This is a genomic window from Bacteroidota bacterium (assembly GCA_020402865.1).
In the GTDB taxonomy this organism is placed as follows: domain Bacteria; phylum Bacteroidota; class Bacteroidia; order Palsa-965; family Palsa-965.
In genome coordinates this window covers 75344-101889 of record JADBYT010000004.1, presented here as the reverse complement: position 1 = coordinate 101889, position 26546 = coordinate 75344, and the positions used below count along the sequence as shown (strand labels likewise).

The 26546-nt window shown below is 45.6% G+C and carries 29 protein-coding genes and 1 tRNA gene; 11 read left to right on the top strand and 19 right to left on the bottom strand.

Annotated elements, in window-relative coordinates:
- Both IM638_03725 and IM638_03720 read right to left on the bottom strand, forming a co-directional pair.
- Positions 1-150 (bottom strand): GIY-YIG nuclease family protein (locus IM638_03725; protein ID MCA6362118.1); only part of this gene is annotated, 150 nt, incomplete at its 3' end.
- A 34-nt stretch (positions 151-184) separates the two neighbouring features.
- Positions 185-261 (bottom strand) — tRNA-Ala (locus IM638_03720).
- Between the two features lie 253 nt (positions 262-514).
- On the opposite strand from IM638_03720, the gene IM638_03715 reads away from it, so the two are divergent.
- Positions 515-1573, top strand: coding sequence for a DUF4476 domain-containing protein (locus IM638_03715; GenBank protein ID MCA6362117.1), 1059 nt, complete (start codon positions 515-517; stop codon positions 1571-1573).
- Positions 1574-1648: 75 nt separating this feature from the next.
- Here IM638_03715 and rnhA read toward each other — a convergent pair whose 3' ends face one another.
- Positions 1649-2134, bottom strand: coding sequence for a ribonuclease HI (gene rnhA, locus IM638_03710; protein MCA6362116.1), 486 nt, complete (start codon positions 2132-2134; stop codon positions 1649-1651).
- 133 nt (positions 2135-2267) lie between these two features.
- Between rnhA and IM638_03705 the strand changes: the two genes are divergently transcribed.
- From IM638_03705 to IM638_03665, 9 genes are all read left to right on the top strand, one after another.
- Positions 2268-2969, top strand: a complete 702-nt coding sequence (locus tag IM638_03705; protein MCA6362115.1) for a hypothetical protein — start codon at positions 2268-2270, stop codon at positions 2967-2969.
- 24 nt (positions 2970-2993) lie between these two features.
- Positions 2994-3848, top strand: a complete 855-nt coding sequence (locus IM638_03700; protein ID MCA6362114.1) for a hypothetical protein — start codon at positions 2994-2996, stop codon at positions 3846-3848.
- Between the two features lie 19 nt (positions 3849-3867).
- The gene (locus IM638_03695) at positions 3868-4389 is read left to right on the top strand and encodes a hypothetical protein (protein MCA6362113.1); all 522 of its coding nucleotides are present in this window, start codon (positions 3868-3870) and stop codon (positions 4387-4389) included.
- 26 nt (positions 4390-4415) lie between these two features.
- Entirely contained in the window at positions 4416-5108 is a 693-nt protein-coding gene (locus IM638_03690; protein ID MCA6362112.1) for a hypothetical protein, read from the top strand.
- A 104-nt stretch (positions 5109-5212) separates the two neighbouring features.
- Positions 5213-5884 carry a hypothetical protein gene (locus IM638_03685; GenBank protein MCA6362111.1) on the top strand — a complete coding sequence of 224 codons (672 nt, stop codon included), beginning with the start codon at positions 5213-5215 and terminating at the stop codon, positions 5882-5884.
- 100 nt (positions 5885-5984) lie between these two features.
- Positions 5985-7016, top strand: a complete 1032-nt coding sequence (locus tag IM638_03680; protein MCA6362110.1) for a CBS domain-containing protein — start codon at positions 5985-5987, stop codon at positions 7014-7016.
- A gap of 6 nt (positions 7017-7022) precedes the next feature.
- Entirely contained in the window at positions 7023-8021 is a 999-nt protein-coding gene (gene aroF, locus IM638_03675) for a 3-deoxy-7-phosphoheptulonate synthase (GenBank protein ID MCA6362109.1), read from the top strand.
- 5 nt (positions 8022-8026) lie between these two features.
- Positions 8027-8692, top strand: a complete 666-nt coding sequence (locus tag IM638_03670) for an HAD hydrolase family protein (protein ID MCA6362108.1) — start codon at positions 8027-8029, stop codon at positions 8690-8692.
- A complete protein-coding gene (locus tag IM638_03665) occupies positions 8689-9432 on the top strand; it encodes a WG repeat-containing protein (protein ID MCA6362107.1) in 744 nt (247 codons plus the stop codon). Before IM638_03670 ends, IM638_03665 begins: the two co-directional genes overlap by 4 nt.
- A 95-nt stretch (positions 9433-9527) precedes the next feature.
- Here the strand turns inward: IM638_03665 and IM638_03660 are convergent, their stop codons facing one another.
- The 16 genes from IM638_03660 to IM638_03585 all read right to left on the bottom strand — a co-directional run bounded on the left by IM638_03660 (position 9528) and on the right by IM638_03585 (position 24390).
- Positions 9528-10349, bottom strand: coding sequence for a hypothetical protein (locus IM638_03660; protein MCA6362106.1), 822 nt, complete (start codon positions 10347-10349; stop codon positions 9528-9530).
- A 248-nt stretch (positions 10350-10597) separates the two neighbouring features.
- On the bottom strand, positions 10598-11938 hold the full coding sequence (locus tag IM638_03655) for a T9SS type A sorting domain-containing protein (GenBank protein MCA6362105.1): 1341 nt from the start codon (positions 11936-11938) through the stop codon (positions 10598-10600).
- 177 nt (positions 11939-12115) lie between these two features.
- Entirely contained in the window at positions 12116-12745 is a 630-nt protein-coding gene (locus tag IM638_03650) for a class I SAM-dependent methyltransferase (GenBank protein MCA6362104.1), read from the bottom strand.
- Between the two features lie 193 nt (positions 12746-12938).
- Positions 12939-13496 carry a cupin domain-containing protein gene (locus IM638_03645; GenBank protein MCA6362103.1) on the bottom strand — a complete coding sequence of 186 codons (558 nt, stop codon included), beginning with the start codon at positions 13494-13496 and terminating at the stop codon, positions 12939-12941.
- Between the two features lie 181 nt (positions 13497-13677).
- Entirely contained in the window at positions 13678-14109 is a 432-nt protein-coding gene (locus IM638_03640) for a hypothetical protein (GenBank protein ID MCA6362102.1), read from the bottom strand.
- Between the two features lie 237 nt (positions 14110-14346).
- Complete coding sequence (locus IM638_03635) at positions 14347-15204, bottom strand: hypothetical protein (GenBank protein ID MCA6362101.1); 858 nt, start codon at positions 15202-15204, stop codon at positions 14347-14349.
- 221 nt (positions 15205-15425) lie between these two features.
- Positions 15426-16322: a dioxygenase gene (locus IM638_03630; GenBank protein ID MCA6362100.1), complete on the bottom strand. Its 897-nt coding sequence runs from the start codon at positions 16320-16322 to the stop codon at positions 15426-15428.
- A gap of 44 nt (positions 16323-16366) precedes the next feature.
- A complete protein-coding gene (locus IM638_03625) occupies positions 16367-16804 on the bottom strand; it encodes a hypothetical protein (GenBank protein MCA6362099.1) in 438 nt (145 codons plus the stop codon).
- Between the two features lie 77 nt (positions 16805-16881).
- Positions 16882-17394, bottom strand: a complete 513-nt coding sequence (locus tag IM638_03620) for a Crp/Fnr family transcriptional regulator (protein ID MCA6362098.1) — start codon at positions 17392-17394, stop codon at positions 16882-16884.
- A gap of 213 nt (positions 17395-17607) precedes the next feature.
- On the bottom strand, positions 17608-18243 hold the full coding sequence (locus IM638_03615) for a hypothetical protein (protein MCA6362097.1): 636 nt from the start codon (positions 18241-18243) through the stop codon (positions 17608-17610).
- Positions 18244-19032: 789 nt separating this feature from the next.
- Positions 19033-19350, bottom strand: coding sequence for a hypothetical protein (locus IM638_03610; protein ID MCA6362096.1), 318 nt, complete (start codon positions 19348-19350; stop codon positions 19033-19035).
- Between the two features lie 256 nt (positions 19351-19606).
- Positions 19607-20305, bottom strand: coding sequence for a hypothetical protein (locus IM638_03605; protein ID MCA6362095.1), 699 nt, complete (start codon positions 20303-20305; stop codon positions 19607-19609).
- 469 nt (positions 20306-20774) lie between these two features.
- Positions 20775-22325 (bottom strand): fused MFS/spermidine synthase, encoded by a 1551-nt coding sequence (locus tag IM638_03600; GenBank protein MCA6362094.1) that lies wholly within the window; start codon positions 22323-22325, stop codon positions 20775-20777.
- On the bottom strand, positions 22322-22921 hold the full coding sequence (locus IM638_03595; protein MCA6362093.1) for a hypothetical protein: 600 nt from the start codon (positions 22919-22921) through the stop codon (positions 22322-22324). Before IM638_03595 ends, IM638_03600 begins: the two co-directional genes overlap by 4 nt.
- Positions 22922-23100: 179 nt before the next feature.
- On the bottom strand, positions 23101-23946 hold the full coding sequence (locus IM638_03590) for an ATP-grasp domain-containing protein (GenBank protein MCA6362092.1): 846 nt from the start codon (positions 23944-23946) through the stop codon (positions 23101-23103).
- Positions 23947-24120: 174 nt separating this feature from the next.
- A complete protein-coding gene (locus tag IM638_03585) occupies positions 24121-24390 on the bottom strand; it encodes a hypothetical protein (protein MCA6362091.1) in 270 nt (89 codons plus the stop codon).
- 590 nt (positions 24391-24980) lie between these two features.
- On the opposite strand from IM638_03585, the gene IM638_03580 reads away from it, so the two are divergent.
- Positions 24981-26525: a serine hydrolase gene (locus tag IM638_03580; protein MCA6362090.1), complete on the top strand. Its 1545-nt coding sequence runs from the start codon at positions 24981-24983 to the stop codon at positions 26523-26525.
- The last annotated feature ends 21 nt before the right edge of the window (positions 26526-26546 follow it).

Genomic DNA, 26546 nt, shown 5'->3' with positions numbered 1-26546 from the left:
TTTATAGACCAACTCCCAATCGGTGGCCTTGCTGGTATATTTGGATGCTCCTGATTTGTGCTGATCAACACGAATTGTGAGATCTTCCGTATGGCCAACGTAGAACCGGTCAAGGTGACGAGAATAAATGATATAGCAATAATAGGTCATAAAACAAAAACGACTCCGGAATACCGGAGCCGTTTGGTGGAGAATATCGGAGTCGAACCGATGACCTCTTGCATGCCATGCAAGCGCTCTAGCCAGCTGAGCTAATCCCCCGTTTGTGATTGATGGGATGCAAAAATACGAAGTTTTTGAAATTCACAAGCGGTTTTCTGTGTTTTTTGCTCTAATGCACAAAAATGCCTATTAACAGCCTGCACCAGCACTGGTTCATACACTGTGAACGTGTTTTTAAATTACGTTTGTGCTACAAGCGTAAGTTCGTTCACCAAAGTCGTTGGGCTTAATGCAATTAGCTGATAAGCGTCTTTCGCTTCATTTTGGCAACACTTTTGATTATCCCGTTACTATGAAAAACCTCTTTACTCTCCTTCTGCTTGTTGTTGGATTAGCCAAAACGGGCTTTGCACAAAACTGTACCACGCCGGTAAGTGCATCTGTATTTCAAAACGGATTCAACGCCATTGCCGTTACACAGGGCGATCAGAACAAGCTTATCCGCGCCAACCGGTTTGTGGGCGACAAATGCCTTTCTTCGGCGCAGGTTAAAACCATTGCCATGCTTTTTACGGCCGATTCGATGCGACTGGATTTTTGCAAAACGGCATATCCGCGCACCACAGACCCGGCCAACTTTTACGATGTGTATGATGCTTTCGGCTCATTTTCAAACGCATTGCGTTTATACAATTTCGTAGAAAACTATTCTGTGCCCGTAGTCACCACGCCTGCCCCGCCGCAGGTTTCGTTTCCCAACTATGCCTACCCCGATACGGTGCGCTACACCGGCAAAAAAGGCTGTGCGGGCCCGGCAATGGCTGACGCCTCTTTTATGACTGCTGCACAAAATGTATTTACACAGCCTACCGACGAGGCAAAGTATGTAGCTGTGCAGGATGTCTCCAGCCGCAACTGCCTTACGTTTGCACAAGCCATGAAACTGGCCTCGCTCTTCCGCAGCGACGATTACAAAATGCGCGTACTCACCACCACTTTCCCGGTGGTGTATGATCAGGAGCACTACACTTCGGGCATTGTGCTATTTTCAACCACACAGCTGCAGACAAACTGGACAAACTACGCTGTGGCTTACCTCACGCCCCCGCCCGCGGCCTGCCTTGTGACGGATGCCGAGTTTAAAAAGTTGCTCAAAGACGTACAGGATAAACGTTTTGCCTCGGAGAAAATGCCGCTCATTGAAATGCTTTCAAAAGACCGTTGCTTTAGTGTGACACAAATACGCGCGCTTGGAATGGAGTTTTCGTTTGGCGAGGAGCGCATGAAGGTGTACAAGATGCTGTATAAAAAATGCACCAACCAGAAAGATTACTATCAGGTGGTGGATGATTTGCAGTTTGACAGCGAAAAGGCCGAAATGCGCCGCTATATTAATGCCGGAGGAAAGTAAATTTCTTCGTCTGGAAATAAAAACCCCGCCACGGAACAGCTTCTGTGGCGGGGTTTTGTTTGAAAATTAGTTCGTTTAAAAACGCAGGGTGTTTTTCACCTCCGGATCATTTTCATAGCCGCTGTCAATCAGCAGATCACCGCCCAGAGCAGCCTGCACGGCGAGTTCGTCGCAGCGTTCGTTGTAGGGATTATCGGCATGGCCTTTTACCCAGCGGAAAGCGATTTTATGCTTGGGATAAATGCGCAGGAAGCGGGCCCAGAGATCGGCGTTTTTCTTGCCGTCGAATCCTTTTTTCTGCCAGCCAAACACCCATTTTTTCTCCACACTGTCCACCACATATTTCGAATCGGAAAAAATGGTGACCTGGCTGTTGGGTATTTTGAGTGCTTCGAGCGCCACAATTACGCTGAGCAGTTCCATGCGGTTGTTTGTGGTGAGGCGATAGCCCTGCGAGAGCTCCTTACGTTTATCGCCGGCCATGAGAATGGCGCCGTAGCCGCCCGGGCCGGGATTTCCGCGCGATGCGCCGTCGGTATAAATAATAATGGGTTGAGCCATAACTTTTGCGAAGGTAGTAAACGTGCGGCGGCTTTTTTTATTGGGCGGTGATGCTGCTTTTGCGTGTCGTTTGTAAATTCGCATGTCCGGAGCTGATCCGGTAACTGTTTTTGTTTTCGTTAACCCTGCACGCATGTTTGTTCAAGGCATAGTAATTACAAGCGAAGGCCTTCCTGTATGGATGTATTTTCTGATGCGTTTGCTGGAAGCATCGCTGGTAATTGGTGTTACGGTGTGGTGGCTGAACAATATTGCCACTGCGCTGGGCAAGGTACACCGGCAGGTACGCACGGGGCAGCCGGGGCAGGTTTGGCTTACACTTATTCCTGTGTTTGGCCTGGTGTGGGGATTTATTGTGAACACGCAGGTTTCAGAATCACTTGCGCGCGAATACCGCCGGCGCGGGTGGGACAGCGACGAAGCGCGGCCGGGTTTTGAAATTGGTACCATGACAGTGGTGATTGCCTGTTTGTATCAGTTTCAGGCTTTTTTCACCACGGCCATTCCGTTTGTGAGTTTTGTAAGTGCAATTGTGCTTGGCGGGGCCATGTACCGCCACTCTGAACGACTGAATGCGTTTCGTGAACGGCTTGATGAGGCTCCCGATGTAGCGATGCCGCCGCCGCCGCCGCCCGCGTGGCCGCAACAACAGTATCAGCAACCTTCGCCCTGGGGCGCTCCGCCACCACCGGCATGGCCGCAACAGCAACCACCGCAATGGCCGGCTCCGCCGCAAAACAACTGGCCGCCGCCCGCCAGCGACAATTACACCAACTATCAGCCGCCACAGCCGCCCGATGATTTGTCGCGCTGGATGCCGCCTGAAAAAAAATAACCTGCTGCTTTCTGCTTTTCACTCATGCTCACACTTGATACGTTTACCGACGACCGCGGGGTGCCCTATTTGCTGGGCGTGTTAACAGGTTATGCCCTGATATTTGTGCTGCCCTACATTTTCTACATCCTTCAGGTGCAGCGTGTATTGCGGCTCATCTCGCCCGATTTGCGCAAAGCTGAACCCGAAACAGCCTGGCTGCTGCTGATACCGGTGTTTCGTTTGGTATGGAGTTTTATTTTGATTACCCGCATCGGCGATTCGCTGCGGGCTGAGCAGCAGCGGCGTGGCATTCTGGAGTTTGATGAGCGTCCGGGCTTTGCTTTGGGTATGGCAATGGCTTCGGCCAGTGTGCTTTACCGGCTGATTTCGCTTTCGGGCGCTCAGGCGGTAACGGGTGTGTTTTTGCTGGCGCTGCTTGCGTGCTGGATTGTGTATTGGGTAAAGCTGGCCGGATTTGAAAAGCAGCTCAAGCAATCGGGCCACTGGCAGCAGTATGCCGCCGCTGCAAACCCTTATTATCAGCAAGCCTGGCCGGGTCCGCAGTGGAATCCGCAGCAAGGCACCACGCAACACGACTGGCAGCGGCAGGGCATGGGGCAGCAGTGGCAGAACCCGCATTATCCGCCGGCCCCGCCGCAACAGCCCGGCTGGAGCCAACCTCCGCCCGGCGGCAATCCGTGGCCGCCGCCTGCTCAGCCCGGCTGGACTGCACCGCCTCCGCCGCCCGCAAATCCGTGGCCGCCACCGTCTCAACACACACCGCCACCGCAGGAAAATCCGTGGCAGCCGCCCGCGCAAAATACACCGCCACCTCCTCCGCCGCCGCCCACCGACCCGAATGATCTTTCGCGCTGGATGCCGCCGGGGAGTAATTAACAAATAATCTGAAAGGAGTATGATAAGCCCTTTATTTATGGTTTTATGGGCAAACACTGCAGGCGAAGTACTGCTTGCGCTTTCGGGCGTTTTAGCAGCTACGGCTGCATGTGTATTACCGGTGTATCTGTTTGCAATCACAATTAAAAAAACAATACTGCTCATTGCTCCCGAAAACCGGAAAGTGAAGCCAGAAGGCGGCTTCATGCTGTTAATTCCTGTTTATAATCTGGCCTGGCAGTTTATTTTATTCGGCCACCTTGCCGATTCGCTGGCGGCCGAATACCGCAGCCGTTCACTGGAGTTGAAAGAAGATCGTCCGCTTTATTTAACCGGCTTAATGGCCGGTGCTGTGGCCTTCGCCGTACTCATTCCCGTTATCTCAAAACTCGCAGCCGCTGTAAGTCTGGTGCTCTATATAATTTACTGGATAAAACTTGCCGAAATCAAGAAGACATTAACCCTCACCGGTATTTCGGATGACGGTGAAGATGCTGACGCTGCTTCAACAACACCGGAAGTGCAGGTTGAGGTAAAATAATATTAGCCCAAATACATTCACCCAAAATGGAACTTGTAACGCCCGACTGGGGCCTGCTCTTTTTTATACTGATTGTAATTGGCGGAGCGGTGGCTTTCGCCGTGTTTTTTCTGCTCAATCTTGGCAATGCCTTAAAGCAATGCAGCCCCGAAACCCGGAAAATGCCCCCGGGACAGGTGTGGCTCACGCTTATTCCGCTGTTTGGGGTAGTCTGGTATTTTATTGTGGTTAGCCGCATTGCCGATTCGCTGGCGGGCGAGTTTGCGCGACGCCGTATGCCCGTAAATGAAGCACGCCCCGGCTACGGTGTTGGCCTTGCCATGAGCATTGCCGGCTGCGGAGGCCTGCTGCGAAACTTTGGCAAGCTGGCGCATGTGCCCCTGCTTTACTGGCTTGGTATCGGCATTGCCCTCGTTTATCTGGTATTGGTGGTCGTATATTGGGTGCAGATTGCCGGGTATAAAAACCAGCTTATCCGGAGCGGGCATTTCTCGCAGTTTGGCTCCGTAAACCCGCACCATTACAGCCATCCCGGCCACACACACAACCTGTGGTCACCACCGGGAACTACACAAAGCCAGGCGGCAGCAGGCAGTTATGGAAATCAGTACACCGGCCAAAATCAGCTGCCAAACAACCCGTGGCCACAACCACCACAAACCCCGCCCCCCACAGCTACTGACGATTACTCCCGGTTTATGCCCCCGGGCAATCATTAATTGACATATCGTTCACGTGGCTTTCTATAATTGCTATCTTCATCACTCGAAATAAATCCATTCTATTCACACAAATAAAGATAAATATGTTTACCCCTGAAATTATGCTTCAGTTCCGGGGCGGCGAAGCCGCCTTGATGATTGTGATATTCCTTGTGGCGATAGCTGTTGCCCTTATTCCTTTTATTTTCTTCGCACTCACCGTATCGCGCACCATGAAACTTATTGCTCCGCACAACCGGCGCATGAGCCCAGGCGGCGGCTGGCTGTTGCTTATTCCGCTGTTTAATCTGGTGTGGCAGTTTCTGTTTGTATCACACATTGCCGATTCTGTAGCTGCCGAATACCGCCGTCGCGGACTGCAACTGAAAGAAGACCGCCCGCTTTATCAGCTTGGCCTCTGGTCGTGCATACTTAGCTTCAGTGGTATTATTCCGGTTATTGGTGCGCTGGGCGCACTTGCCAGTTTGGTTATGCGCATTATTTACTGGGTTAAACTGGCCGAAATAAAAAGCGAACTCGAGCGCAGCGGCCCGTGGGAACAGTTTGCACACATTGATGCGCAGTACGGCCAGAACTGGGGGCAGCCGCAACAGAACTGGAACCAGCCGCAGCAAAACCCCAACGCGTGGCAAAATCCGCAGCAGCAAAACTGGAACCAGCCTCCGGCGCAACCGCAGCAAAACTGGGCTCCCCCCGCCAACCCCCAAAACACTCCGCCTCCCCCGCCCCCGCCCGGAAACACCGGCGGCATCGACCTCAGCAAACGCGACTGATTTTTCGCAAAGCGGCACATCACCATTCACGATGTGCCGCTTTTTCATTCCCTCCCCGAAAACTCCGTACTTTTGCACCGGTATTCTGCCACCCGGCTGTATGAAAATTTCTGCCTCCATTTATTCCACACAAGATCCGCTCGACGAGGTGATCCGCACACTCGATGCACACCGCATTGAACTTTTCCATGTGGACTGCAACGACGAGGTGCGCGTGTTTGACGATATACGCCGCATCCGCGAAATTTCATCCACGCCGGTTGATCTGCACATCATCACCTCCGAGCCGGAAAAGTACTTCCCGCTGCTAGAAGCCACGCCGGTGGAGTTTGTCACCTTTCAGCATGAAAACCTGCCGGGGCCGCTGCATATTCCGGCCTCGCTGCGCGGCATAAAACCGCCGCATGCTTCACACACCCGCTTTGGGCTGGCCATTACGGCCGCAAGTGAAATTGAGGTGTTTGATGCGGTGAAAGACGATTACGATTTTATTCTGATGATGGCCACCATTCCGGGCAAAAGCGGCGGGGCCTTCAACAAAGATATTTTCCGCAAAATACGCGCGTTCCGTCGCCGCCATCCGGCCAAGCGCATTCATGTGGATGGTGGTGTGAACGGCGAAGTATCGTTCATTCTGCGCAACATGGGCGTGTATGCCTCGGTGTCGGGCTCGTTTTTGTTTAAAGGGCCGAGTGTGGGCATGGCGCTGCTTTCGCTCAAAACACTTGAGCATGAATCGCACTTTCTGGTGAAGGATTTCATGCTCAATACCGACGAAATTCCGCTTTCGCCGCCCGGCAGCCGCAGCTTTCAGCAGTTGCTGCAAACTATTGAAGACTGGCAGATGGGCTTTACCATCTGCACCACTGCCGATGGCATACTCGAAGGCATTGTGAGCAACGCCGATGTGCGCAAAGCCATTCTGCGCAACGTACACAACCTGCACCAGCTCAGCGACAGCGAACTCATGAACCGCAACCCGGTGTTTGTGAGCGAAGAGGCTTCGGTGGTGGAACTGCTGCGGCTTATCAAATCAAAACAATTCCCGGTGAGTTATCTTCCTGTTACCAATGCACAAGGCAAAGTAACCGGCGCACTCACCTTCTTCAACCTCGTAAAAGGCGAGGCCTAACGTACTATGATTATCGAACTCAAATCATCCGTTCAGGAAGCCCGTGCACAGGAAATGGCACAGCAGTTAAAGGCTTTCTGCATTCATTACCTCGGGCGCTACGTGCTTATCACCTCCTCCTCGGTGAAAACGCTCGACCCGCAGTTTGAAAACGAAACCGACCGCTTTACCGTGCTCGCCGACGATATGCAGCTGAGCAGCCGCGCCTGGCAGAAGGAAACGCGCACGGTGCAGATTGGCAACGTAACCATTGGCGGCAACACCGGCAACACACTGCTTATTGGCGGCCCCTGCTCGGTAGAGTCGGAAGCGCAGATTGAGCAGAGCGCACAGCTTATGAAAGAGCTGAATATTTCCACGCTCCGCGCCGGGGCATTCAAGCCCCGCACCTCGCCCTACACGTTTCAGGGTCTCGGCCTCGAAGGCTTGAAACTGCTGGCCAAAATGCGCGAGAAGTACAACCTCAACATCATTACCGAAGTGCGCGACGCCACGCACATTGAAGACATTATCGAATACAGCGATATTATTCAGATCGGTGCCAAGTCGATGTATGACCACGGTATTCTGAAGCGTTGCGGCAAAACCACCAAGCCGGTGCTGCTCAAACGCGGCTTCGGTACTACGTTGCAGGAGTTTGTGCAGTGTGCCGAATTTATTCTGGCCGGCGGCAACCCCAACGTAATGCTTTGCGAGCGCGGCATACGCACGTTCGAAACCAAAACACGCTTTACGCTCGATCTTTGCGGGGCGGCGTGGATGAAAGAGTATTCAAACCTGCCTGTAATTCTTGATCCGAGCCACGCCATTGGCTACGCCTACGCTGTGCCCGATCTGGCCCGCGCCTGCACGGCAATGGGTGTTGACGGCCTGCTGATTGAGGTGCATCCCACACCGAAAGAAGCGAAGAGCGATGCTTCGCAGCAACTCAACCACGACGAGTTCCGCGCGCTTACCGGCTCGCTTAAAGCGGTGGCTGCGGCTATTGGCCGTCAAATCATCTAAGCTGCATGAGCCGCTACGCCGCCAACCTCAACTATTTGCTGCACCGCCACAATGTGGCTGCGGCTGATCTTGCGCAACAGCTTGGTATTCGTGATCTCAGCCACCCGCTGCCCGATCAGCTGGCTGCTGTTGCGGCGCATTTCCACATCACGCCTAACCTGCTGCTGGGCGAATTGCTGGAGGAAAAAGAAAACCTCCGCAACCGCGATATTAAGCTGCTGGTGATGGATATTGACGGGGTAATGACCGATGGCGGGATGTATTATACCGAAAGCGGCGACGAGTTTAAAAAGTTTAATGCGAAAGACGGTTTTGCGGTGCGTGCGCTGGGCAAACGCGGCGTGAAAACGGGCATCATCAGTCACGGTTTCAACACGAAGCTGATTGAAAGCCGCGCCATGCGCCTGCACATTTCGCTCATCGAAGTATCGCAGGTACCCAAGCTCGACACGCTGAGCCGCTGGTGCAGCGAACTGGGCATTACACCCGCGCAGGTATGCTTCATTGGCGACGACCTGAACGACGAAGATATTATCCGCGCCGTGGGCTTCAGTGCCTGTCCGGCCGATGCCACCGCCGCTGTAAAGGAAATGGTGCACGTGGTGCTCAGCCGCAAAGGCGGCGATGCCTGTGTGCGCGAACTGATTGATACTTATCTGTTGCCGCAATGATGCGCCGCCTGCTGCTTTTGCTGTATATACTGCTGCCGCTTGCCACGCTTGCGCAGGTGCCCGAACTCATTCCGTTTAACAGCGCCGGCCGCTGGGGCTATGTCGATTCGCTTTTCAACATCCGCATTCAGCCGCAGTTTACGCGCGCATTTCCTTTTGTAAACGGCAAGGCGCTGATTGTGGAGAACGATACGCTCAAGCAAATAGACCGCAAGGGCAACTACGTGCAGGTGTACAACGGCAAGCCCGGTCAGGCCGCGTTCGGCACGGTTGAGCTGCTTGTGTACAACGGCACGCGTAAAGCACTGGTAAGTTTCGACGGCACATTTGTGCTCAAGCCAAACTACTTCGATTTGCTGGTGATCGACTACAACATGGTAGCCGTAGTGGCCACCGACAGTTCGGCCGGCACGCTCAGTTACACCGGCGATACACTTGAGCCTTTCCGCAAAATAGACATGAGCCAGTTCGATAAGCTGGTGGCTGTGGACAATTTGCCCGAATGCACCTACTGCCGCCTCAGCGAGTTTTCGGGCAACCGCGCCTTAGCCTTCGGCGAAAAGTATTTTGGTTTTGTGGACAGCAGCGGCACAGCCGTAATTCCCTACGTATTTGTGCGCGCCGAGCCTTTTTTGTTCGATCTGGCTTTTGTAATACACAACACCGCCACCGCCGCCGATGCGACTGTGCCCAAGAGCGGGTATGTGGACCGGCTGGGGAGGTTTTATTATTCGGAGTAGCCTTATCGGGTGTTGTTGTTGAGAATAAGGAGCGTAATTCTTCAATTTGGCACTTCTGCGGTTACTTTCAGATATACTTTGCTGGCAAGCCGTATTTATGGGCTTTTCGCGCTAATTAGCTTACTGTTTTTTACTAAAACATCATTACTAATTACGTCATCCAACAAAACGTATTTCAACGCATTGATTTTTCTGTCAAAATAAATTTGAATCGGGAAATTAAACGAGCCGTCCGGATAGACTTTTTGCCAGTATAGTTTACCTTCCTTTGTTTTATAAATAGTATGTCTGATTCGACCTTCTTTCTTACTGAATATTTTTTCGGCCGTTATAATTAGCCTTAAGTTAATGTCATGACTATTAAACAACGAGTCAACAACAGTTAAATCATAAGAAATAGAGTCATTAATGAATGGTTCCAGTTTCTCGATAAACTTAGGGATATTGTCGTGTGTTTTTTCGTAAAAATCACGGCCATATCTTGCTCTCACCATTCCCCTTAGGTTGTGTATGTACCAAAATTCATTTGCTACTCCTTCATCAAAAGCCTTTTTTAAAATTGGGAAAATGTATTCATTAACCTCATTTACGGTATTATGGGTTATTACAATGTTTGGCGTAAAGTTGTTTTTACTGCCTGAATTATTGGAACTACAGGCATAACAAAAACCTGTTGGATAGCCATGATATTTAATCATGAGTATCACTTTTTTAATGTTTTGCCGGTCTGTTACCTTTTGTTTTTCAGACACCTTGCCTCTAACAGATTGATCGTCTTCATGAATCTTTGTCCAATAATTTTCTATTGCTGACTTATCTTTTAGTGCCTTGATTTCTAATTCTAATTCGGAATTGCTTTTTTGAGCGAAACTTAAAAATGGAATTGTCAGAAATACAATACAAAGTAGTTTTACCATGTTGTTGTTTTATCTCGTTTGTGGCTTATTGCCATTTTGTGTTTGTTGACTTTTCAGCTGGAACTCATCTCAAAATTACACTTCCGGATTTTTTAATTATCGCCAATAAATGCCGAACTACCGTTATCTCGCGGGTTTTCGGTATATCTCAACAAACACTCGCATGTATTCGGCCTGTTAATCTAGCAACAGTATCAATCACTGCTACTATCCAGCTCTGCGCTTTAACCAACCGGCAACAAAACCTATCAGTCAGCAATTACCATTTTGGCCACCGCCAAATCCCCGTCGCCATCCATCAACCACACAAAATATTGCCCGCTGGTAAGATTGTCGCGGGAAAGTGTAAACGAGTTTCCCGAAACATTTTGCATTTCCATTACTTTCTGCCCGAATACATTATACACCGTTAACGTAGCGCCTTGCAAATTTTTCGATGCGGCAATTGTGGTGGTTGTGGTGAAGGGGTTCGGAGATAGCGTGATAAAACCAGTGCCGCTATTGCTTAGTTCACTTATGCCCGTTATGGGTGCAGTGGCATAGCCAATTTCCCAATAGTAGTTTAACGAATTGGCCGGAAGCGGATCCACATCTTTCCCGGTGTACCACATTTTATAGATTCCGCCGTCGTTTAATACCGACGGAAACGAGGCCGTGTTTGCATCCCACTCACCGGCATTTCCGCTTGTAAGCACCGGGTTGGCGGTTGATTTTGTCCAGTTAATTCCATCGGGCGAGGTGGCAAAACCAACCTGCTGGCCAAAAGACGGATCTGCCCCGCCGCCATACCACATGTAATACAAACTGCCCTGCTTCATTACATGCGGATCCTGCACGTAAATGCTGTCCCAGGTATTGATGCCCGTGGTAAAAATCGGGTTGCTGCTGTATTTTGTCCAGTTAATTCCGTCGGGCGATGTGGCGTAACCGATATTGGCTTTTCCATCGGTTCCGCTTCCGTCGCCAATGGCATCATAGCCGCAGTACCACATTTTGTAAATGCCACCTTCCTTTATCACACTGGGCCCTTCCAGGAAGCCATTGTCCCATTCAGCAGTCAGCCCCACCTGCAGCACCGGATTCGGATGCCTCGTCCAGCTTATTCCATCAGGCGAATAGGCATAGCCGATATCATACCTGTACGAATTAAAGTAATGCCCGGCATACCACATTTTATAACGTTCAGCTGCCGGCGCCGCACTGTCAATAATTACCGCCGGCGTTTCCACACCCAGCGAATCCCACCCGCCGGTATAAGACACATCAAGCACCGGGTTTCCTGAATATTTCGTCCAGTTAACGCCGTCAACCGATGTGGCATAACACTGCCTTGCCCTTAGTAATGTATCGGCCGGATAATTAATTCCTCCGCAGGTGTACCACATTTTGTAGGTAGCGCCTTCTTTCAGTACCCAGCCATCGCTTATTGCAAATATGTCGTTGGGCAGGTTTGCATATACCGTATCGCGGCGGAGTACGGGATTCGTTGCGTCTTTTGTCCAGACCGTTTGGCCAAACAAGGCGTGTGTGCCGTGATAGAACGACGGAAACACGAGGGCAATGAGGAGTAAAACAGATTTTATGCTCATTGGATGCTGTTTTGTCGGGTTTTGCCTTGTTAATGTAGGGAATTTATGGTGATTGAGAGTCTGGTTTTTTGTGATGAAGATTGGCTAGATACAAGTTTGCCCCGGTTTGTCTTGGAATCACCCCGCCCGCCGCAAAACCCGTGTTATGCCTTCGCCCTTCTGTTTTTTCGTGTCGTGTCAAGACGTTTGTAGTTTTTTAAAACTGCAAAAAACAAAGTTCTGAATGGTGTCGAACGGAGTCTTGTGGTCAACCGTTATGCACTTAATTTTTTCGAAGAAGTTCTTCAGTCGTTCAGTCATTGTTTTTTCAGAATATTGTTTGATTTCTATTCCACTACACTTTTTCGGTCCTTGTTCCGAAAATGTCCCAATTACCAAAATCCCTGTCGGATTAATATTCTGTCTTGCAGTTTCCAAGTAATTTGAAATTTCGTGCTCGTCTGTCAGAAAGTGAAATGCGGCCCGGTCGTGCCAAAAGTCATATTTCTCCGTAGGTTTAAAAGTCGCTGCATCTGCAACTATCCATTTTACATTTTTTGCTTTGTCTCCAAGTCGTTGTTTTGCTCTGTCAATAGCTGCCGCCGAAATGTCGAGAACTGAAATGTTTTGATAACCTAAGTCGAGCAAATGGTCAACTAAAAAACTGTCACCTCCGCCTATGTCAATTACTTTTGCAGATGTCAACATGTTGAACTGTTTAAACAAGTCCAATGAAGTTTCTGGGGTCGGTTGAAACCAACTGACGTCTTTCAGCTCTTTTGTCTGATAGATATTTTCCCAATGTTTTTTGCGATCAAAACTTTCCATTTTTTCTGTGTCTTTTTATGTTCGCTTAATGTCTGTCATGTCGTCTTTTAGGGTGAGGCATAACGTTTTGGCGCTTGGCGAAGGTGGCGACTTTTTGAACAAATGTTTATGCGGAGAACCGAACTTTGATTAACCACAAAAGTGCCTGCGGAGCAATGAGCCGCCTCTTTTGCCAAACCCGTGTTAGCGGTAGTTATTTTTCAATGTCTGAATATTTCTTGTAAATTGCTCTATAGCCAAATAAACGTCCAATTGGCCCTACAATATTCATTAGGAATTTTTGTAGTCCTTGTGGAATATTGGCAAGGTAGCTTTTGCTGTCCAAGTATTTTAACGTGACTAATTCCTGAATTAAGCCTGCTTTTCCATTTGGCATTTTTCCATCAATGGTAAGCCCTATAATATTTTCTAATAAGTAGTCAAAGTCTAGGGCAGGAGTGATCGTTTGAATTAAAACTACAGGTTCATCGTCATTATTGTAATGATTATGGGGTTTGTTTTTCGGAAGCGTCATTTTTTCTCCCTGTGTCAAAACATGTTTCTTGCCGTCAAGTAAGATTGTCAGCTTACCTGAAACAACTTCAAAATGTTCGTCTTGTAATGCGTGGAAATGATTAGGCACCTGTTCTCCTTTTGATTTAAGTGTCATTTTCATGACAACTCTTTCTCCATTGGTGTCTTTGGCTGTTTCTAAAAATTCATAAATGTCTCCAGTGTTTGGATTGATTAAAATTTGTCCTTTTGATGGCATATCTATTTTTGATTTTAAAATTAAATATTCGTGTTTTAGTGTCGCCTATAATTACCGCTAACGGCAAGTTATTGGCGATGGCGGGGCATTTGAAAAACAACAGCCCAACATTAGCACAAATGCCCGATAGAATTACAAATGTTGAGTTTATATGTATCGGCCCCGCTATTGCCAATACGAGTTAGCGGTTGCTTGTTTTCTGCTCATTTAATTTGTCTTTAAATATTCCATTATAAATTAAATAGCTTACAAGTCCAGCCAAAATAGTAGCAATAATGTCCCAAATATCTATTGGTTTTCCAAGCAAAGGGTGCACAAGTTCAAAAACAACAACACTGAACGTTCCAAGTTTTATTAAGTAGTTTCCTTTTGTCGTGTTATTGGATAAAATTGCAACTAAGAAAAATATTGTCGGCAATGTCCCAAATGTATTACCTAAAGTGTCAGCAATATGAAAGTCATTTATTTTATTATTGTAGATATATGGTCGATAAATCGGTCGTCCAACAAACTCATAAATAAGTAACGCTGAAATTCCAATGGCAAAATTGATTGCCTTGTATTTGGTAAATTTCCAATTTTTTAGCTCTGTTTTAAAATCGTTGAATGTCATAAAGAAAAAGTCATCTTATTGCTAATTTGCCTTTCTATGGTAGTAAATGTATCTACTTTTTCTGTCTATCAGTAACAATGAGAAAAATTGTTTAGCATAGTTAATTCATTTGTTCAGGCTGTCGGTTTACAATGACCGCTAACAGTTTGCAGCTTGCTGAAGGCGGGAGATTTCGGAGCACTTCACTGTCAACCAAGCACAAATGTTGATAGAAGCACTGCACTTGATTTAACCACGTCAGCCCCCATTGTGGTAAACGGCTGTTAGCAGCCGTTTTAATTTAGAATCACTCTTCACTTTCCTTGCAAAATAGTTGTCAGATGAGATAATTCTATCGAAGTCGCTTTCATCTAAATATGCAGGATAACCACCTCTTCCCGATGACCAGTCAATATATCTTAAATTGTTACTAACAATAGTATTCGCAAAAGGTGAATTCAGAAGTATTGTTTGAAAATAAATTTCCTCTGCACAAAAAGTAAATTTTAATCTTTTTAATAATTCTTTATTAGAATAATTAACAACATAATTTAATGCGTCCCTATTGAGACTCCAATATGTTGACCCTCCATATAGTTTTTCAGGAAATTTGTCAGAATATGATCTCTTTAAATTGAGCTTTTTTTGTAGGCTTACTATTTTATTTATATATGCTTTCTGTTTATTCTTTTTAGCATCAAATACATCATATAGTTGAAAGTAGTTAATTCTGTCCAGACCACCATTCCCAGCCCAACAGGCTGCAGGCATTTCAAAATATTCAAGATAATTTTTTGAAGTATCTAAACTTAAGAAACTATCAGTTGATTTGGAAGGAAAATCTTCTCCTGTTATTAAATGAAAAAAAGAATTGTCTTCATTTTTCAAGGATTCAACGGATAGAAGCAGAATTGCTTTCAAGTGATTTAATCCACCCCAATTCACTTTATATGAATTGCTGACAAAAACGTTTTTAATTTTATATAAAATAGAAAAATCAATTTTGCTTTTCTTGTCTATATGGATGTAAAAATTGAAGTCGCTCCCTAACAGATTTATTAAGTCAAGAAGAGAGTCAATCTCTTTGTAGGCTGTTATCAGTATTGCTTGTTTCATTCTTTTTTAAATTTCTGCTAACGTTTTGCGGCTTTGCGAAGGTGGGGAATTAGAAGCACGAAGTTTCAATTTAGCAAAAATGCTTATTACAAGCACAAATGTTGAATGAAGCACTTCAGCCCCATTTTGGGCAAACCCTTGTCAGCGGTAGTGGTTCTCGTCTTAACACTGATTTTGTATTAGGTTTTTCAAATTACAAATCGGTATGTTTCTACAAAGTGTTAACTGATAATAAAACTGCGTTCACTGAATGCCGGAATTGTTGGTGCTGCTTCGTAAAAAAAACGAATATTATCCTTATTGTCTGACATTCCCAAGCTGTACAGAACAGGCACAAAATGGTCAGGTGTTGGAGCTGCTAGTTTGCCTAACTGGTGACTATTTTCGTAATTGATGATGTTAATGAAATTTCGTTCGTCAATTTGTTTCTTTATCCAAACGTCATACTCTGCTTCCCAACCGAAAGGAGTCATGTCGTTAGCACGCATTTTCTGAGCTCCAAGTTGTAAATTATGAATGAGCGAACCACTGCCTATAATTAACACCCCTTTTTCTCGCAAAGATTTTAGTTGTTTCCCTAATTCGTAATGATATTCAGGCTTTGCATAATAATCAATGCTCATCTGGAAAACAGGAACATCAGCATTGGGGAACAAATGCATCAACATAGGCCACGCTCCGTGGTCCAAACCCCAATCTGTAGTTTTACTGACAGATGGAATGATTTTATTTACTTCGTCTGCGATTTGAGGCGAACCTTTGGCGTGGTAATATACCTTGTAATGACTTTCAGGAAAGCCGTAATAATCATAAATCTGTTTTTGTTCAGGCGATATGTTTACAAACGTTCCTCTCGTACACCAATGGGCTGAAACAACTAATGCCGCTTTTACTTCAAAGTTTTTTTGCAAGTCTTTTCCCAATTCAAATAGTGCGTTCCAAAATGCTCGTTCCTGTCTTGAAAGCGGAATATCCATTGGGTCGCCATGCGAAGTAAACAATACAGGCATACGCTTCCCTTGTATGGGAAGCGTATCTGTAAAAGCTTTTAAACTGCTTAATGTATTTATTGACATAAATGCTAAAATTGATTTTTGAAGAAAATCATTTCTGTCCATAACCATTAACTTTTCTCTAGAAACGGCACTTTTTTATACGTTGATTAGTTTACACTGTCAATCGTACCAATTAAATTGTAAAATTCATTGGCTGGCTTACCTACAGAGCCAATTATTTTTTTATTCGGAAAATCAAATACAAAACATACGGTATAACCAGTTTCTTCAAGAAAAGATACTAACCAGAGACCATTTCCAAGTGAATTGTAGGCAATGTTTTTTTGCTCCATTATCATACCTTTCTCTGCACCAGCCGTTCCACGAAGAGTAGCTGTACTGTCACTGCGATATGAGTTCTGATAAGTGCCACCTGCAAAAGCACCTTCTGTCCATGTGTGTACAATGGTTTTCCCAAAAAAGGGATTTTCGGTTGTTAAATCAGCACTTCTGATTTCTTTTTTAGTGTCCATATTTTCTGTTTTGTTGTTGTTGCAAGACATTATTGTCAAAGCAATGACTGAAGTAATAAAAAATCGTTTCATTTTTTTGATTTTAAATTTGAAATACAAAATTAAAATCAAGAGAATGAATGACACTTAAGGTATCTTAAGAAATAGAATTATTTACTAGAAAGTTGTTTTCGGATACTACTCAAATGTTCAGGTGTTACACCAATGTAAGAAGCAATCATTTTTAGCGGGAGTCTTTCATACAACTTGGGATAAGTTTGTATGAAGTTTATATACCTTTCCTCGCCCGTAGAACCTAAAAGAAGAATTAACCGTTTGTTTTGCCAAACAATATTTTTTGTGAGAATTTTAACTTCTTCAAATAATTCAGCACTTGACAAGTTTTTGAAATTTTCGTAATCAACTTTATTAATATAGGAAACCTCAGTGTCTTCAAGTGCTGAAATATAAAGTTCAGAAGGTTTTTCATTTATAAAACTATCCAAGTCAGAAATCCACCATTCTTCAGGTGCAAATTGTATGATATTTTCTTTGCCTGATTTGTCAATTGTAAAACTTTTCAAACAACCTTTTAGCACTTTAAAGCAATATTTAGATACCTCTCCTGCTCGAAGGATTTCAGTCCCTTTTTTAAATTGTTTTATTTTTATTTCAGTTGTCATTTTTCTGTTTCTTGGAATTTAAAGTTCGGATAGTGTTTAGTCTTTTTGAGTCTGCGTTACCATTACTGCTAACAACGGTTTGCAGCTACAAGAAGTTGGCGATTTCGAAGCACAAAACTGTCTGCCACCACTGAACTTGATACGAAGCACAAAGCTTCATTTAATCACTGAACCGCCAATTTCTTGTAGGTGCTGTTATGCGTTCGCCATTCTTTATTCATTGGTGATGTCCTCAATTTTAGTTACAAATTTTCTGTTGTCTTTTGAAATATGCTCATAGTTGTCTTGTCCAACATAGAAACTTGAAGGAGTCCAACCGTTTATTAAAGGAGTTTTCAAATTGTCCAAGTAATATTGTCCTGAAACTTCAAAGTCAACAATTGCTAGTTGAAATGGGTAAATTTTATATAGCTGTTTCAGTGTTGATAAAAAGAACTTTTTCAATTCAACTGGAACTTTTGGATTTTCAGTCCAAGTCTGGTATTCAGAACCAAACACCTTTTCTATTGCAGCTGTGTAAAAACAAATGTCAAACCAATTAAAGCCAGTTTCTATCGGTTCGTCTTCTCTTATATTATAAGTCATAAAAGGAATTGCATAATTATCAAGGTGCAATATTCCTATATGTTGAATATTTACAATGTCGATTGGGATTGAATTATTATTTACGTCAAACGGTCCGTCAACGTTTTTTAGAGTCCAAATAAAGTCAGTATAAAGTCTTATAGGTTCGTTGTCTGAACTATTACAAACTTGAATAGCAAGTTCATAAAAACCACCAGTTCTTAATTCTTTGTCTAGAAGTATGTCGTTACTTTTGTCATTTATTCGGTGTCGCTGTGGTTTCATATGGTTACACATAACGTTTTCGGGCTTTGCGTTCGGGCGGGTTTCGGAGCACAAAGTTTCAATTTATATCTAAAGTTTAATAGAAGCACAAAGCTTCAAGTTTGCACGTCAGCCCGCCTGACGCAAAACCCGTGTTAGCGGTATGTGGCTTTTCTATACTCAATGTTTAAAGTTAGTCCATTTATTATCGTCCAAAGAAAAACGGATATTCCCATAAACAAACCTTGTCGTCCATTTAATTCGTATTGCAAGAAAGCAAGTGCACTTAAAATTGATGCCAACAGAATTTGAATTAGTGAAATATTCTTTTTCAATATGTATTTTGTCACAAGGAGGAATGCTAAAGAGCCTACAAGTCCAGCTAATACCGTGATATACTTTATTCGCCCTTCGCCAGAAAATAACCAAACACTTCCGTGATAAATTGCAACTGAAAGTAACAAATGGCTTACTCTCCGAATGTCCGAGTAAGATTGATCTGAAGTCTTATAATAACATGTTGTAAGTGGAAATGTCAGCCCAGGTAGAAATAACATTAAAGTCATAAACAAACCTTTTGTTCCGTCTCCAAAGTCAAGTGACCAACAAAAAAGAAAGTAAAACAACCCTGTCAAAATTGAGTTCAACAAAGGTCTATTATTTTTATATTGGTCAGTCAAGGTCATTTTTTTCTAATTGGTGTCGTCTTGCCATTACCGCTAACGTTTTGCTGATTGGCGCCGCGCGCTTTTCCTTGGAATAAATGTACGTGAAAAGCGCGTGGAGCCAATGCGCTGTTAACAGCTGTATTTACTTAATGGTGATCTTATAAGGTGTGGACAGTGATCCGAAAACATTCTTATCGAAAAGTTGTTTTACTTCTTCCTTTGTATTAGCGATCAGTGAATCGGAACCACAGTGAATGCTAATTTTCTCAAATGGTAAATCGTTGTCGATTTCTGCAATTGCTTGGCCACAAAACATTTCGGCTCCCGGAGCAAGTAAGAATCGAACTTCCCTGTAGCCCACGGAGTCATAAACAAAAGGGAATGTGTCAGGATAGGAAGGATGACCAAATTGTATTGTTGCTATTGCACGCACTGTAGCAGTATCTTTAGACTGATTCACGAGAGAAATATCGTAAACAGGATCACACGCTACAATTGTGCACATCATTATTAATCCACAGAACCACACCTTATTTTTTATCACGAGGAGATATTGCAGTTAACGTTTTTCGGCTTGGCGTAGTGGCGGACTTTTAGCACAAAAGTTCAATAGAATTACTACTGTTGAACCTTGCACAAATGTTTCATAGAAGCACTTCAGCCGCCATATTGCCAAACCGATGTTATGGGCTGGGCTTCTTGTTTCAGTCGTTATTTTAGTTTTCCCATTCAGCTTTATCGGCATACATTCTTGAATATTTAAATTCATCAAAGTCTTGATAAAAAGTCGTGTTAGGATAATCTTCTTTTTCTTTTTTACTTGTCCAAGTTAAATGAACTAATGCAAATTGCTTTTCAAATTCAGGTTTCCTAATTTCAAATAGAACATCGTCATTTCTTTGGTCGTGACAGAAAGCAGAAAATTCACTTTCATAAAGAATGTGTCTTTTAGATGCTTTTAAAAAGTCGAAAATTGATTTATCACCAATTCCTAATTCCTTTTTTAGTTCGTCTTCAAAAGCAATTTTCTGTTCAATTTGCAATTCGTTCCAAGGTTCTTCAATAAATGGTCTAGGTGGATTAGTTTGTAAAAAGTCTTGTAGAATTTTACTGTCCACTCCTGCTATGTCAATACGTTTAGGTTCGTTAGGTAATTCTATTATGTCGTCAATTGTATATCCACCTTGAGGAAAGAGAAAAACTCCATTTTCTAATTGAACATTTAGTCGCAAAGAATACCACTTTTGATAGTCTGGCTTATTGGTCTGCCAAAATTCCCAAACATATTTCTGTATTTTGTCAAAGTATATTTCTGTCGGGGTAAATTCTCCGAATATTCCGCCCATACTTTCGTCACCGACTTGCAATTCAGTCGTTCCGATAAGTTGTCTATGTGAGAATACTTTTGCTTTCACAGTGTCTGTCTTTTAGCCTTGCCCATAACTCCTAAATATACGCAATCAACCCCAATAAAAAATCAACGGCCAACAACAACACATAACACTGTGCTTCAGCAAACTACGCCCAAACTACCCATTCTGCGCATAATACGTATCTAGTATATCCATTCAATAGATACACAAAATGCGCACTTGTGCATTTCACCCCTATTCCCCAACTCACTACACAAAAAAACGTCAGCCAAAACCACCCGCAAAAAGCAAAGCCGTTTTGGTTGAGGCAATACACCATTAAATTATCGTTGGCCGGCGGCGGGCGCTATTCCCACACCAGCACGGGCCTGAAACCAATGGCAGCATTTCCATCTGTCACGCCTTCAAACCGCTCAGTGTTCTCAATCTTCATCTGGCTGGCGTGGCTGCTACACGGGTATTGTGCATTTTGCTCTGTGCTGGTGCGGGCGGCATATCCATTCGCTCCCCCCTACTTCTTCTCCGCCCCAACCGGCTTAATATCCTTCATTATCGCCCAGATATCGGCTTTATACTCCGCCGCCATATTATCATCGGTTATGAGCCATAAATCCTGCTTCAGAATTGAGTCGTGCAGTTCGGGGAGCGGCATCTGCACAAGCTGGTTGCATCGGTTTACGTAGTTTTCCTGTGTAAACAGCACCTCGCCAAAACGGGTGAACTTAAGAAAGTTGGCCCGCTTTTCTTCTTCCGAAAGGTTAAACGGACTGTCGCTTGCCGCTACCAATGTGCCGTAGGTGGTTACGTGCGAAAACACATGCGCAGCCGTGTACACCACATCCTGCGATTTGGTGGTGTTCCAGTACATCAGCCCGTTTTCCTTCAGGTTGTTTTTGGCCATGCGCAAAAACTCAACCGAAAGCAGGTTGGTGCTGTTTTGCCGCCAGTGGTACGTGGTGTTCATCACAATCATATCGAACTTTTCGTTCGGGTTGCGTTTGAGCCAGCGGCGGCCATCGTCAATCACAATCTTCACGCGCTTGTCGGTGAGCAGCGTGGCTATTTCGGGGTATTTGGCAATAATATCGAGGTAGCCGGGATTGATTTCAATAATGGTCATTTCCTTCACATGTCCGTAATTGGCCAGCACTTTTGCCCACGATCCGGTGCTGAGCCCGATTACCAGCACACGCTCCGGCTGGCGGTGCATGGCGGCCACCATGTACATACGATCCACGGTGTTAATGTTGTATTCGGCCGGATCGGTATTAAACGCGCCGTCGTAAGCACCACTGCCAAACATACGGTCCTGCTGATCCACCGCCAGAATGCCGCTGCGGTTGTGCAGGATGTGTTTGTACACCTTGCTCTCATCAAATATCGACTGATACTGAATATGCTCGAGAAAGTGCGTGTAAAGGAATTTCTGGCCCAGCACCACGCCGGCAAGGAGCATTGCATAAACGGCCAAATTGGCGGCTTTGGGCTTGGTGCCGGCTCCGTAAAACCGCAGAATAACCGACAGGAGCAAGAGCACCACGCACAAGCCGGCAATAATTTGTTCGGGCGTGAAATAGTTGTACAACACATAGCCCGTAAGCAGCGGCCCCGTGGTGGCGCCAATAATGTTTGCCGCATACAGTTGCGACGTTTGCCGGCCCACACTCTGCTCTTTCGACGACACGGCAATGTGGCAAAGCAGCGGAAAAACGCATCCGAGCAAACCGGCCACCACCACCACGTTTATTGCCAGCAACGCCGCAAACACACTGCTAAACGTCATAAGCCACGCAATAACCGGAAAGCCGAGAAAATTAAACAAGCCGCCCACCAGCAAATACTTTGAAATAAGCTGCAATACATTGGCCCCCGGCTTGTTTACCGCGCGGTAGCCGTATTTGGCACCAAAGGCAATACCAAACAGCACCAGCGAGAGTACTGCACCAAACGTAAAGGCGTGGCCTTTAAACATGTAGCCAAGTATGGTAAACCACACTATTTCCATACTGATGCTCACAAAACCGGCAATCAGCGATATGATTAATGCGAGACGGAGATTCATGCGGTGGCCGGTTTTTTACGTGAGTAAATGAACGTGAGCAACGCAATGAAAAAATTCAAAAACGCCGCCATGTAAATGGTCGATTGGCGCGTGCCGATCACAAACAGAATACCCACCGTAATCAAACACCCGAATGCAGAGCCCAGCGTGTTGATGTAATACAACCGCGTAACCGAATTGCCCACCGACTTGGTTTGCTTAAACAAATAGGTTACCAGCACGGGCAGCGTAGCGCCCATCGCAAACGTGGGAATCACCAGTATCGCAAACACAATAAACGGCAACCACCAGTCGCCCGATAAATTCAGTGTAAGCTGGCTGATGTATTCGATAAGCGGAATACTGATGAGCCCGAAAAGCCCGATGGAGGTTTCGAAGAAAATAAAGTAGTTAATGAGCTTTTTCTCCGAAGCATTCGACATGGCCCCGCCAATGAGCGAACCCAGCCCCAGGCCCAGCATAAACACCGATACGATGATGGTGATGGATTCAATATCGGTTCCGAACGAGGCAAACAGCACCCGTTGCCAGACAATCTGGTAAATGATGGCTGAAATGCCGGAGCAGAAAAACAGCAGCGACAGGATTCTTGTCATAGTTTCAATTCGTGTTGTGTGTTGTTGTGCATGTGCAATGCTACCTGTGCATCGCGTATTATGCAGCCGGAAAGATAGCTGTTTTAACTGTATTTATGGTTTGTACTGGTTTTGTGCGATGGCGGCAACCGTTCTTGCTGTTTTCGGGAATGCCCTTGTGTGTTGTACAACAGCCTTGTTTAATACGGCTGGACAGATACTTGATGCGTGCTGTTTTTGTTTTTCAGGCAGTTGGCAAGTTCTATTTTCACTTCGTCTGGAAATCCCGAAAGCCCTGGTATATCATTGTATTCTACAAAATACTTATTGCCGTCTTTATCTTCTAAAATGTCAATTGCAACAATATCCGCTTTCAAAAAATTTTTTAGTTTTTTTGTTTGTTCTATTAATGTTTCTTCTTGGTCAATAAGTATAAAGTCTGTTGTCTGAACATTAGCTTTCCAAAATTTACCTTTTCTTGCCATTGCCCAAATCTTGTCGCCAACCGCTAAATAACGAATATCTTTATCATAGTTGATAAAAGGTTCAATTGTGATATAGTCTTCTGAAATAAAAAGCAAGTCTTTAATGTCTTGCCATTTTTCTTCATTTTCAACAAGAACTTTTCCATAACCGCCGTGGTAGTTTCCTGCTTTTACAACAAATGGAAATCGAATTTCAATATTTTTTAGTTGTGTTGAAGTTGTTGCTACATTAAATGGAATTACTGGAAGACCGCAGTCTTTTAATACATTTAGCATTGTAAGTCTGTCGAAGCCTTTTGTTAAAACCTTTGCGGAATTTACACAATGAATTCCTGATAGTTGAATAATATCTAGTGCTGTTCTGTGTTTAGTATTTGGTCGAATTGCGCCAACCCTCCACAAAATTTTGTCCGGTTTACAAACACCATTTTGGTCAATTGCATAAAGTTGACTGTCTTTAAGCAACCATTCTGTTGACTGAATTTTCTTCTGTTCAACTTTAAAGTCGGGTAAAAAGTCCTGCCAGTATGTTTCTCCGTTTATAACTAAAATTGTTTCCATTGTTATGAGTCTTGTTGGTTGTCTGTAAAATAGCCGCCAACGGTTTCGGGGCTTGGCGTTGGTGGGCTTTTGAAACCGAAAACTGTCTGCCAGCACCAAAGTTTATTAATTGCTCAAATGTTTCTATTCGCACAGTCCGCCCACTAACGCAAAACCCGTGTTAGTAGCCGTTATTTATTCCAGCCACTTCCAATTTTCGTCTCTTGCTTCGTATTTACTAGGTGTCTGAACATTTTTCACCATGTGCTTTTCGCATGCTCCAAATTTTTGAAAATTCTTCTGCGCTTGTCTAAGAGAAACCCTGTTTGCTCCGCCCTCATAGTCTGGGTCGGCAAGTTGTATTGGATCGTCCTCCCAGAAGCACGCTGTACAAATGTCGTATGAACCGTCAGGATTATGGCTAAACGTCTTGTAGCCGCAGCAAGGGCATGCAAACTTATGCATAACCAGTTCTACAAGTTTGTCGCCTTTTACCGGCTTTGATTTGTGTCCGATGGGTTGCACTTGATATTGAAAAATATTGTCTTCTTCTTTGTCAAGGATATTTTTTGCAGAAACAATTTGCTTTTCGATACTGTCAAAACTCAGAAAAGAATGAGTAGTCGCTTCATTAGTAAACGTTTTTTGTTTACCATAAGTGTGGCTAAATAAAATTCGATGCTTAATTTTCCACTCGTCACCTGTCGATTGAGACTTGATTATTAAACCACCCTGAAGCCCATTTAGATGATGTTTCAATTCTGCAATCATTCCAATAGAGGTTAAGTCCCAGCTGTCAATTACTTGTATGGTCTTAATGTCTGTCATAATGGCTACTAACTCCCAAATATACGCAACTCAACCACCACAAAAAACCCAATAAAAACAACCCTAACCTGCTGATTACATACAAACTAACCCAAAAACTATCCAATATCCGCACATTACGCAAAGTTTATATCCACACATCCCAATACCCCCCCAACCACACACCCAAAAAACCGCTCAGTAAATCCCCGCTTGCAAATCACCCGCCCCCACAATACCTTCGCTGCATGAGCAAATTCCGCTTCCGCATACTCGCATGGCTGCTGCTTGCCGCCCCCTCCCTTCATGCCCAAAAACTCCCCGCCTTTGTTACCGACAGCCTCAACCGCTACATTACCCGCGAAATGGCCGCGTGGAATGTGCCCGGTCTCGCAATTGCCGTAGTGAAAGATGGCAAGGTAGTCGTGTCTGAAGGCTACGGCGTGCGCGAAGTGGGCAAGCCGGGGCGCGTAAACGACAAAACACTCTTCCAGATTGCCTCGTGCAGCAAAGCCTTTACCGGCACCGCCGTGGCCATGCTCGACCACGAGAAAAAACTCTCGCTCGACGATACCGTGCGGCGCTGGCTGCCGGGCTTTCAGCTTAACGATCCGCTGGCCAACAAGGCCGTAACCCTGCGCGATTTGCTCTGCCACCGCATAGGGCTGCAAACCTTTCAGGGCGATTTTGTGCACTGGGACTCCGACCTGAGCCGCGAACAAATTATCGGCCTCATGGCCAAGCACCAGCCGCAAATTGCCTTCCGCTCGGCATTCGGTTACTGCAATGCGGCTTACCTCGCCGCCGGACAGGCCGTGCAGGCGGCCAGCGGAAAAAGCTGGGACGATTTTGTGACCGAACGCCTGTTTAAGCCGCTGGGCATGACACGCAGCAGCACCACGCACAAAGCCATTGTGAATGATACCAACGCCTGCCGCCCCTACACACGCTGGCAGGGCAAACAATACATGCTGCCCGCCTACGACAATGTGGACAACCTGGGGCCCGCCGGCAGCATAAACTCGTGCGTGAGCGATCTTGCGCACTGGATTCAGATGCACTTAGACAGCGGCCGCTTTGGTGGTAAGGAAGTGGTGCCCTACGCCGCACTGCGTAAAACCTACACCCCGCAAACCATTATTCCGCGCACCTCGTCGCTGTTTCCGAGTATGCACTTTCAGGCATACGGCTTAGGCTGGTTTATGGCCGATATACACGGCCGCAAAATTATCTGGCACGATGGCGGCGCGGGCGGCTTCCTTACCACAGTATGCTTTATTCCCGAAGAAAACGTGGGCTTTGTAATCCTCACCAACACCGACAACAACAGCCTGTTTACCGCCCTGCGCTACCAGCTTATTGATGCGTTTTGCGGCCAGCCCTACAAAAACTACAGCCAGCGCCTGCTGCCCTATACAAAGCAGGACGAAGCCGAGGCCGATGCCGACCTTGCCAAATGGCGCGAGGAGGTGAAAAACGCCGGCCAGCCGCCTGTGGCGCTTTCTGCATTTATTGGCCTTTACGGGCATCCTGTGTACGGCCGCATGGCTATTGACATGGACAAAGACGGCAAACTCATTGTGCGTTTCCAGCACCACCCGCAAATGAGCGGCACCCTCGAGTACATGGGCAACGGAAAAATGCTCTGCACGTTCAACTCGCCCATCTGGGGCATTTCCCCTTCCGAGTTTGAACTCAATGCCGATGGTACCGTGAAAACACTTACCATACACGCACCGGGCTTTCTGGATAATATGCCGTATGTGTTTTTGAAGAAGCCGCCGAAGAAGTGAGGGGATTCCAATAATTCGTTT

What these genes read in the sequence shown, in the direction of transcription:
- IM638_03715 (MCA6362117.1), top strand. Translation starts at nt 515, where the DNA reads ATGAAAAACCTCTTTACTCTCCTTCTGCTTGTTGTTGGATTAGCCAAA.
- rnhA (MCA6362116.1), bottom strand. Translation starts at nt 2,134, where the DNA reads ATGGCTCAACCCATTATTATTTATACCGACGGCGCATCGCGCGGAAAT.
- IM638_03705 (MCA6362115.1), top strand. Translation starts at nt 2,268, where the DNA reads ATGTTTGTTCAAGGCATAGTAATTACAAGCGAAGGCCTTCCTGTATGG.
- IM638_03700 (MCA6362114.1), top strand. Translation starts at nt 2,994, where the DNA reads ATGCTCACACTTGATACGTTTACCGACGACCGCGGGGTGCCCTATTTG.
- IM638_03695 (MCA6362113.1), top strand. Translation starts at nt 3,868, where the DNA reads ATGATAAGCCCTTTATTTATGGTTTTATGGGCAAACACTGCAGGCGAA.
- IM638_03690 (MCA6362112.1), top strand. Translation starts at nt 4,416, where the DNA reads ATGGAACTTGTAACGCCCGACTGGGGCCTGCTCTTTTTTATACTGATT.
- IM638_03685 (MCA6362111.1), top strand. Translation starts at nt 5,213, where the DNA reads ATGCTTCAGTTCCGGGGCGGCGAAGCCGCCTTGATGATTGTGATATTC.
- IM638_03680 (MCA6362110.1), top strand. Translation starts at nt 5,985, where the DNA reads ATGAAAATTTCTGCCTCCATTTATTCCACACAAGATCCGCTCGACGAG.
- aroF (MCA6362109.1), top strand. Translation starts at nt 7,023, where the DNA reads ATGATTATCGAACTCAAATCATCCGTTCAGGAAGCCCGTGCACAGGAA.
- IM638_03670 (MCA6362108.1), top strand. Translation starts at nt 8,027, where the DNA reads ATGAGCCGCTACGCCGCCAACCTCAACTATTTGCTGCACCGCCACAAT.
- IM638_03665 (MCA6362107.1), top strand. Translation starts at nt 8,689, where the DNA reads ATGATGCGCCGCCTGCTGCTTTTGCTGTATATACTGCTGCCGCTTGCC.
- IM638_03660 (MCA6362106.1), bottom strand. Translation starts at nt 10,349, where the DNA reads ATGGTAAAACTACTTTGTATTGTATTTCTGACAATTCCATTTTTAAGT.
- IM638_03655 (MCA6362105.1), bottom strand. Translation starts at nt 11,938, where the DNA reads ATGAGCATAAAATCTGTTTTACTCCTCATTGCCCTCGTGTTTCCGTCG.
- IM638_03650 (MCA6362104.1), bottom strand. Translation starts at nt 12,745, where the DNA reads ATGGAAAGTTTTGATCGCAAAAAACATTGGGAAAATATCTATCAGACA.
- IM638_03645 (MCA6362103.1), bottom strand. Translation starts at nt 13,496, where the DNA reads ATGCCATCAAAAGGACAAATTTTAATCAATCCAAACACTGGAGACATT.
- IM638_03640 (MCA6362102.1), bottom strand. Translation starts at nt 14,109, where the DNA reads ATGACATTCAACGATTTTAAAACAGAGCTAAAAAATTGGAAATTTACC.
- IM638_03635 (MCA6362101.1), bottom strand. Translation starts at nt 15,204, where the DNA reads ATGAAACAAGCAATACTGATAACAGCCTACAAAGAGATTGACTCTCTT.
- IM638_03630 (MCA6362100.1), bottom strand. Translation starts at nt 16,322, where the DNA reads ATGGACAGAAATGATTTTCTTCAAAAATCAATTTTAGCATTTATGTCA.
- IM638_03625 (MCA6362099.1), bottom strand. Translation starts at nt 16,804, where the DNA reads ATGAAACGATTTTTTATTACTTCAGTCATTGCTTTGACAATAATGTCT.
- IM638_03620 (MCA6362098.1), bottom strand. Translation starts at nt 17,394, where the DNA reads ATGACAACTGAAATAAAAATAAAACAATTTAAAAAAGGGACTGAAATC.
- IM638_03615 (MCA6362097.1), bottom strand. Translation starts at nt 18,243, where the DNA reads ATGAAACCACAGCGACACCGAATAAATGACAAAAGTAACGACATACTT.
- IM638_03600 (MCA6362094.1), bottom strand. Translation starts at nt 22,325, where the DNA reads ATGAATCTCCGTCTCGCATTAATCATATCGCTGATTGCCGGTTTTGTG.
- IM638_03595 (MCA6362093.1), bottom strand. Translation starts at nt 22,921, where the DNA reads ATGACAAGAATCCTGTCGCTGCTGTTTTTCTGCTCCGGCATTTCAGCC.
- IM638_03590 (MCA6362092.1), bottom strand. Translation starts at nt 23,946, where the DNA reads ATGGAAACAATTTTAGTTATAAACGGAGAAACATACTGGCAGGACTTT.
- IM638_03585 (MCA6362091.1), bottom strand. Translation starts at nt 24,390, where the DNA reads ATGCATAAGTTTGCATGCCCTTGCTGCGGCTACAAGACGTTTAGCCAT.
- IM638_03580 (MCA6362090.1), top strand. Translation starts at nt 24,981, where the DNA reads ATGAGCAAATTCCGCTTCCGCATACTCGCATGGCTGCTGCTTGCCGCC.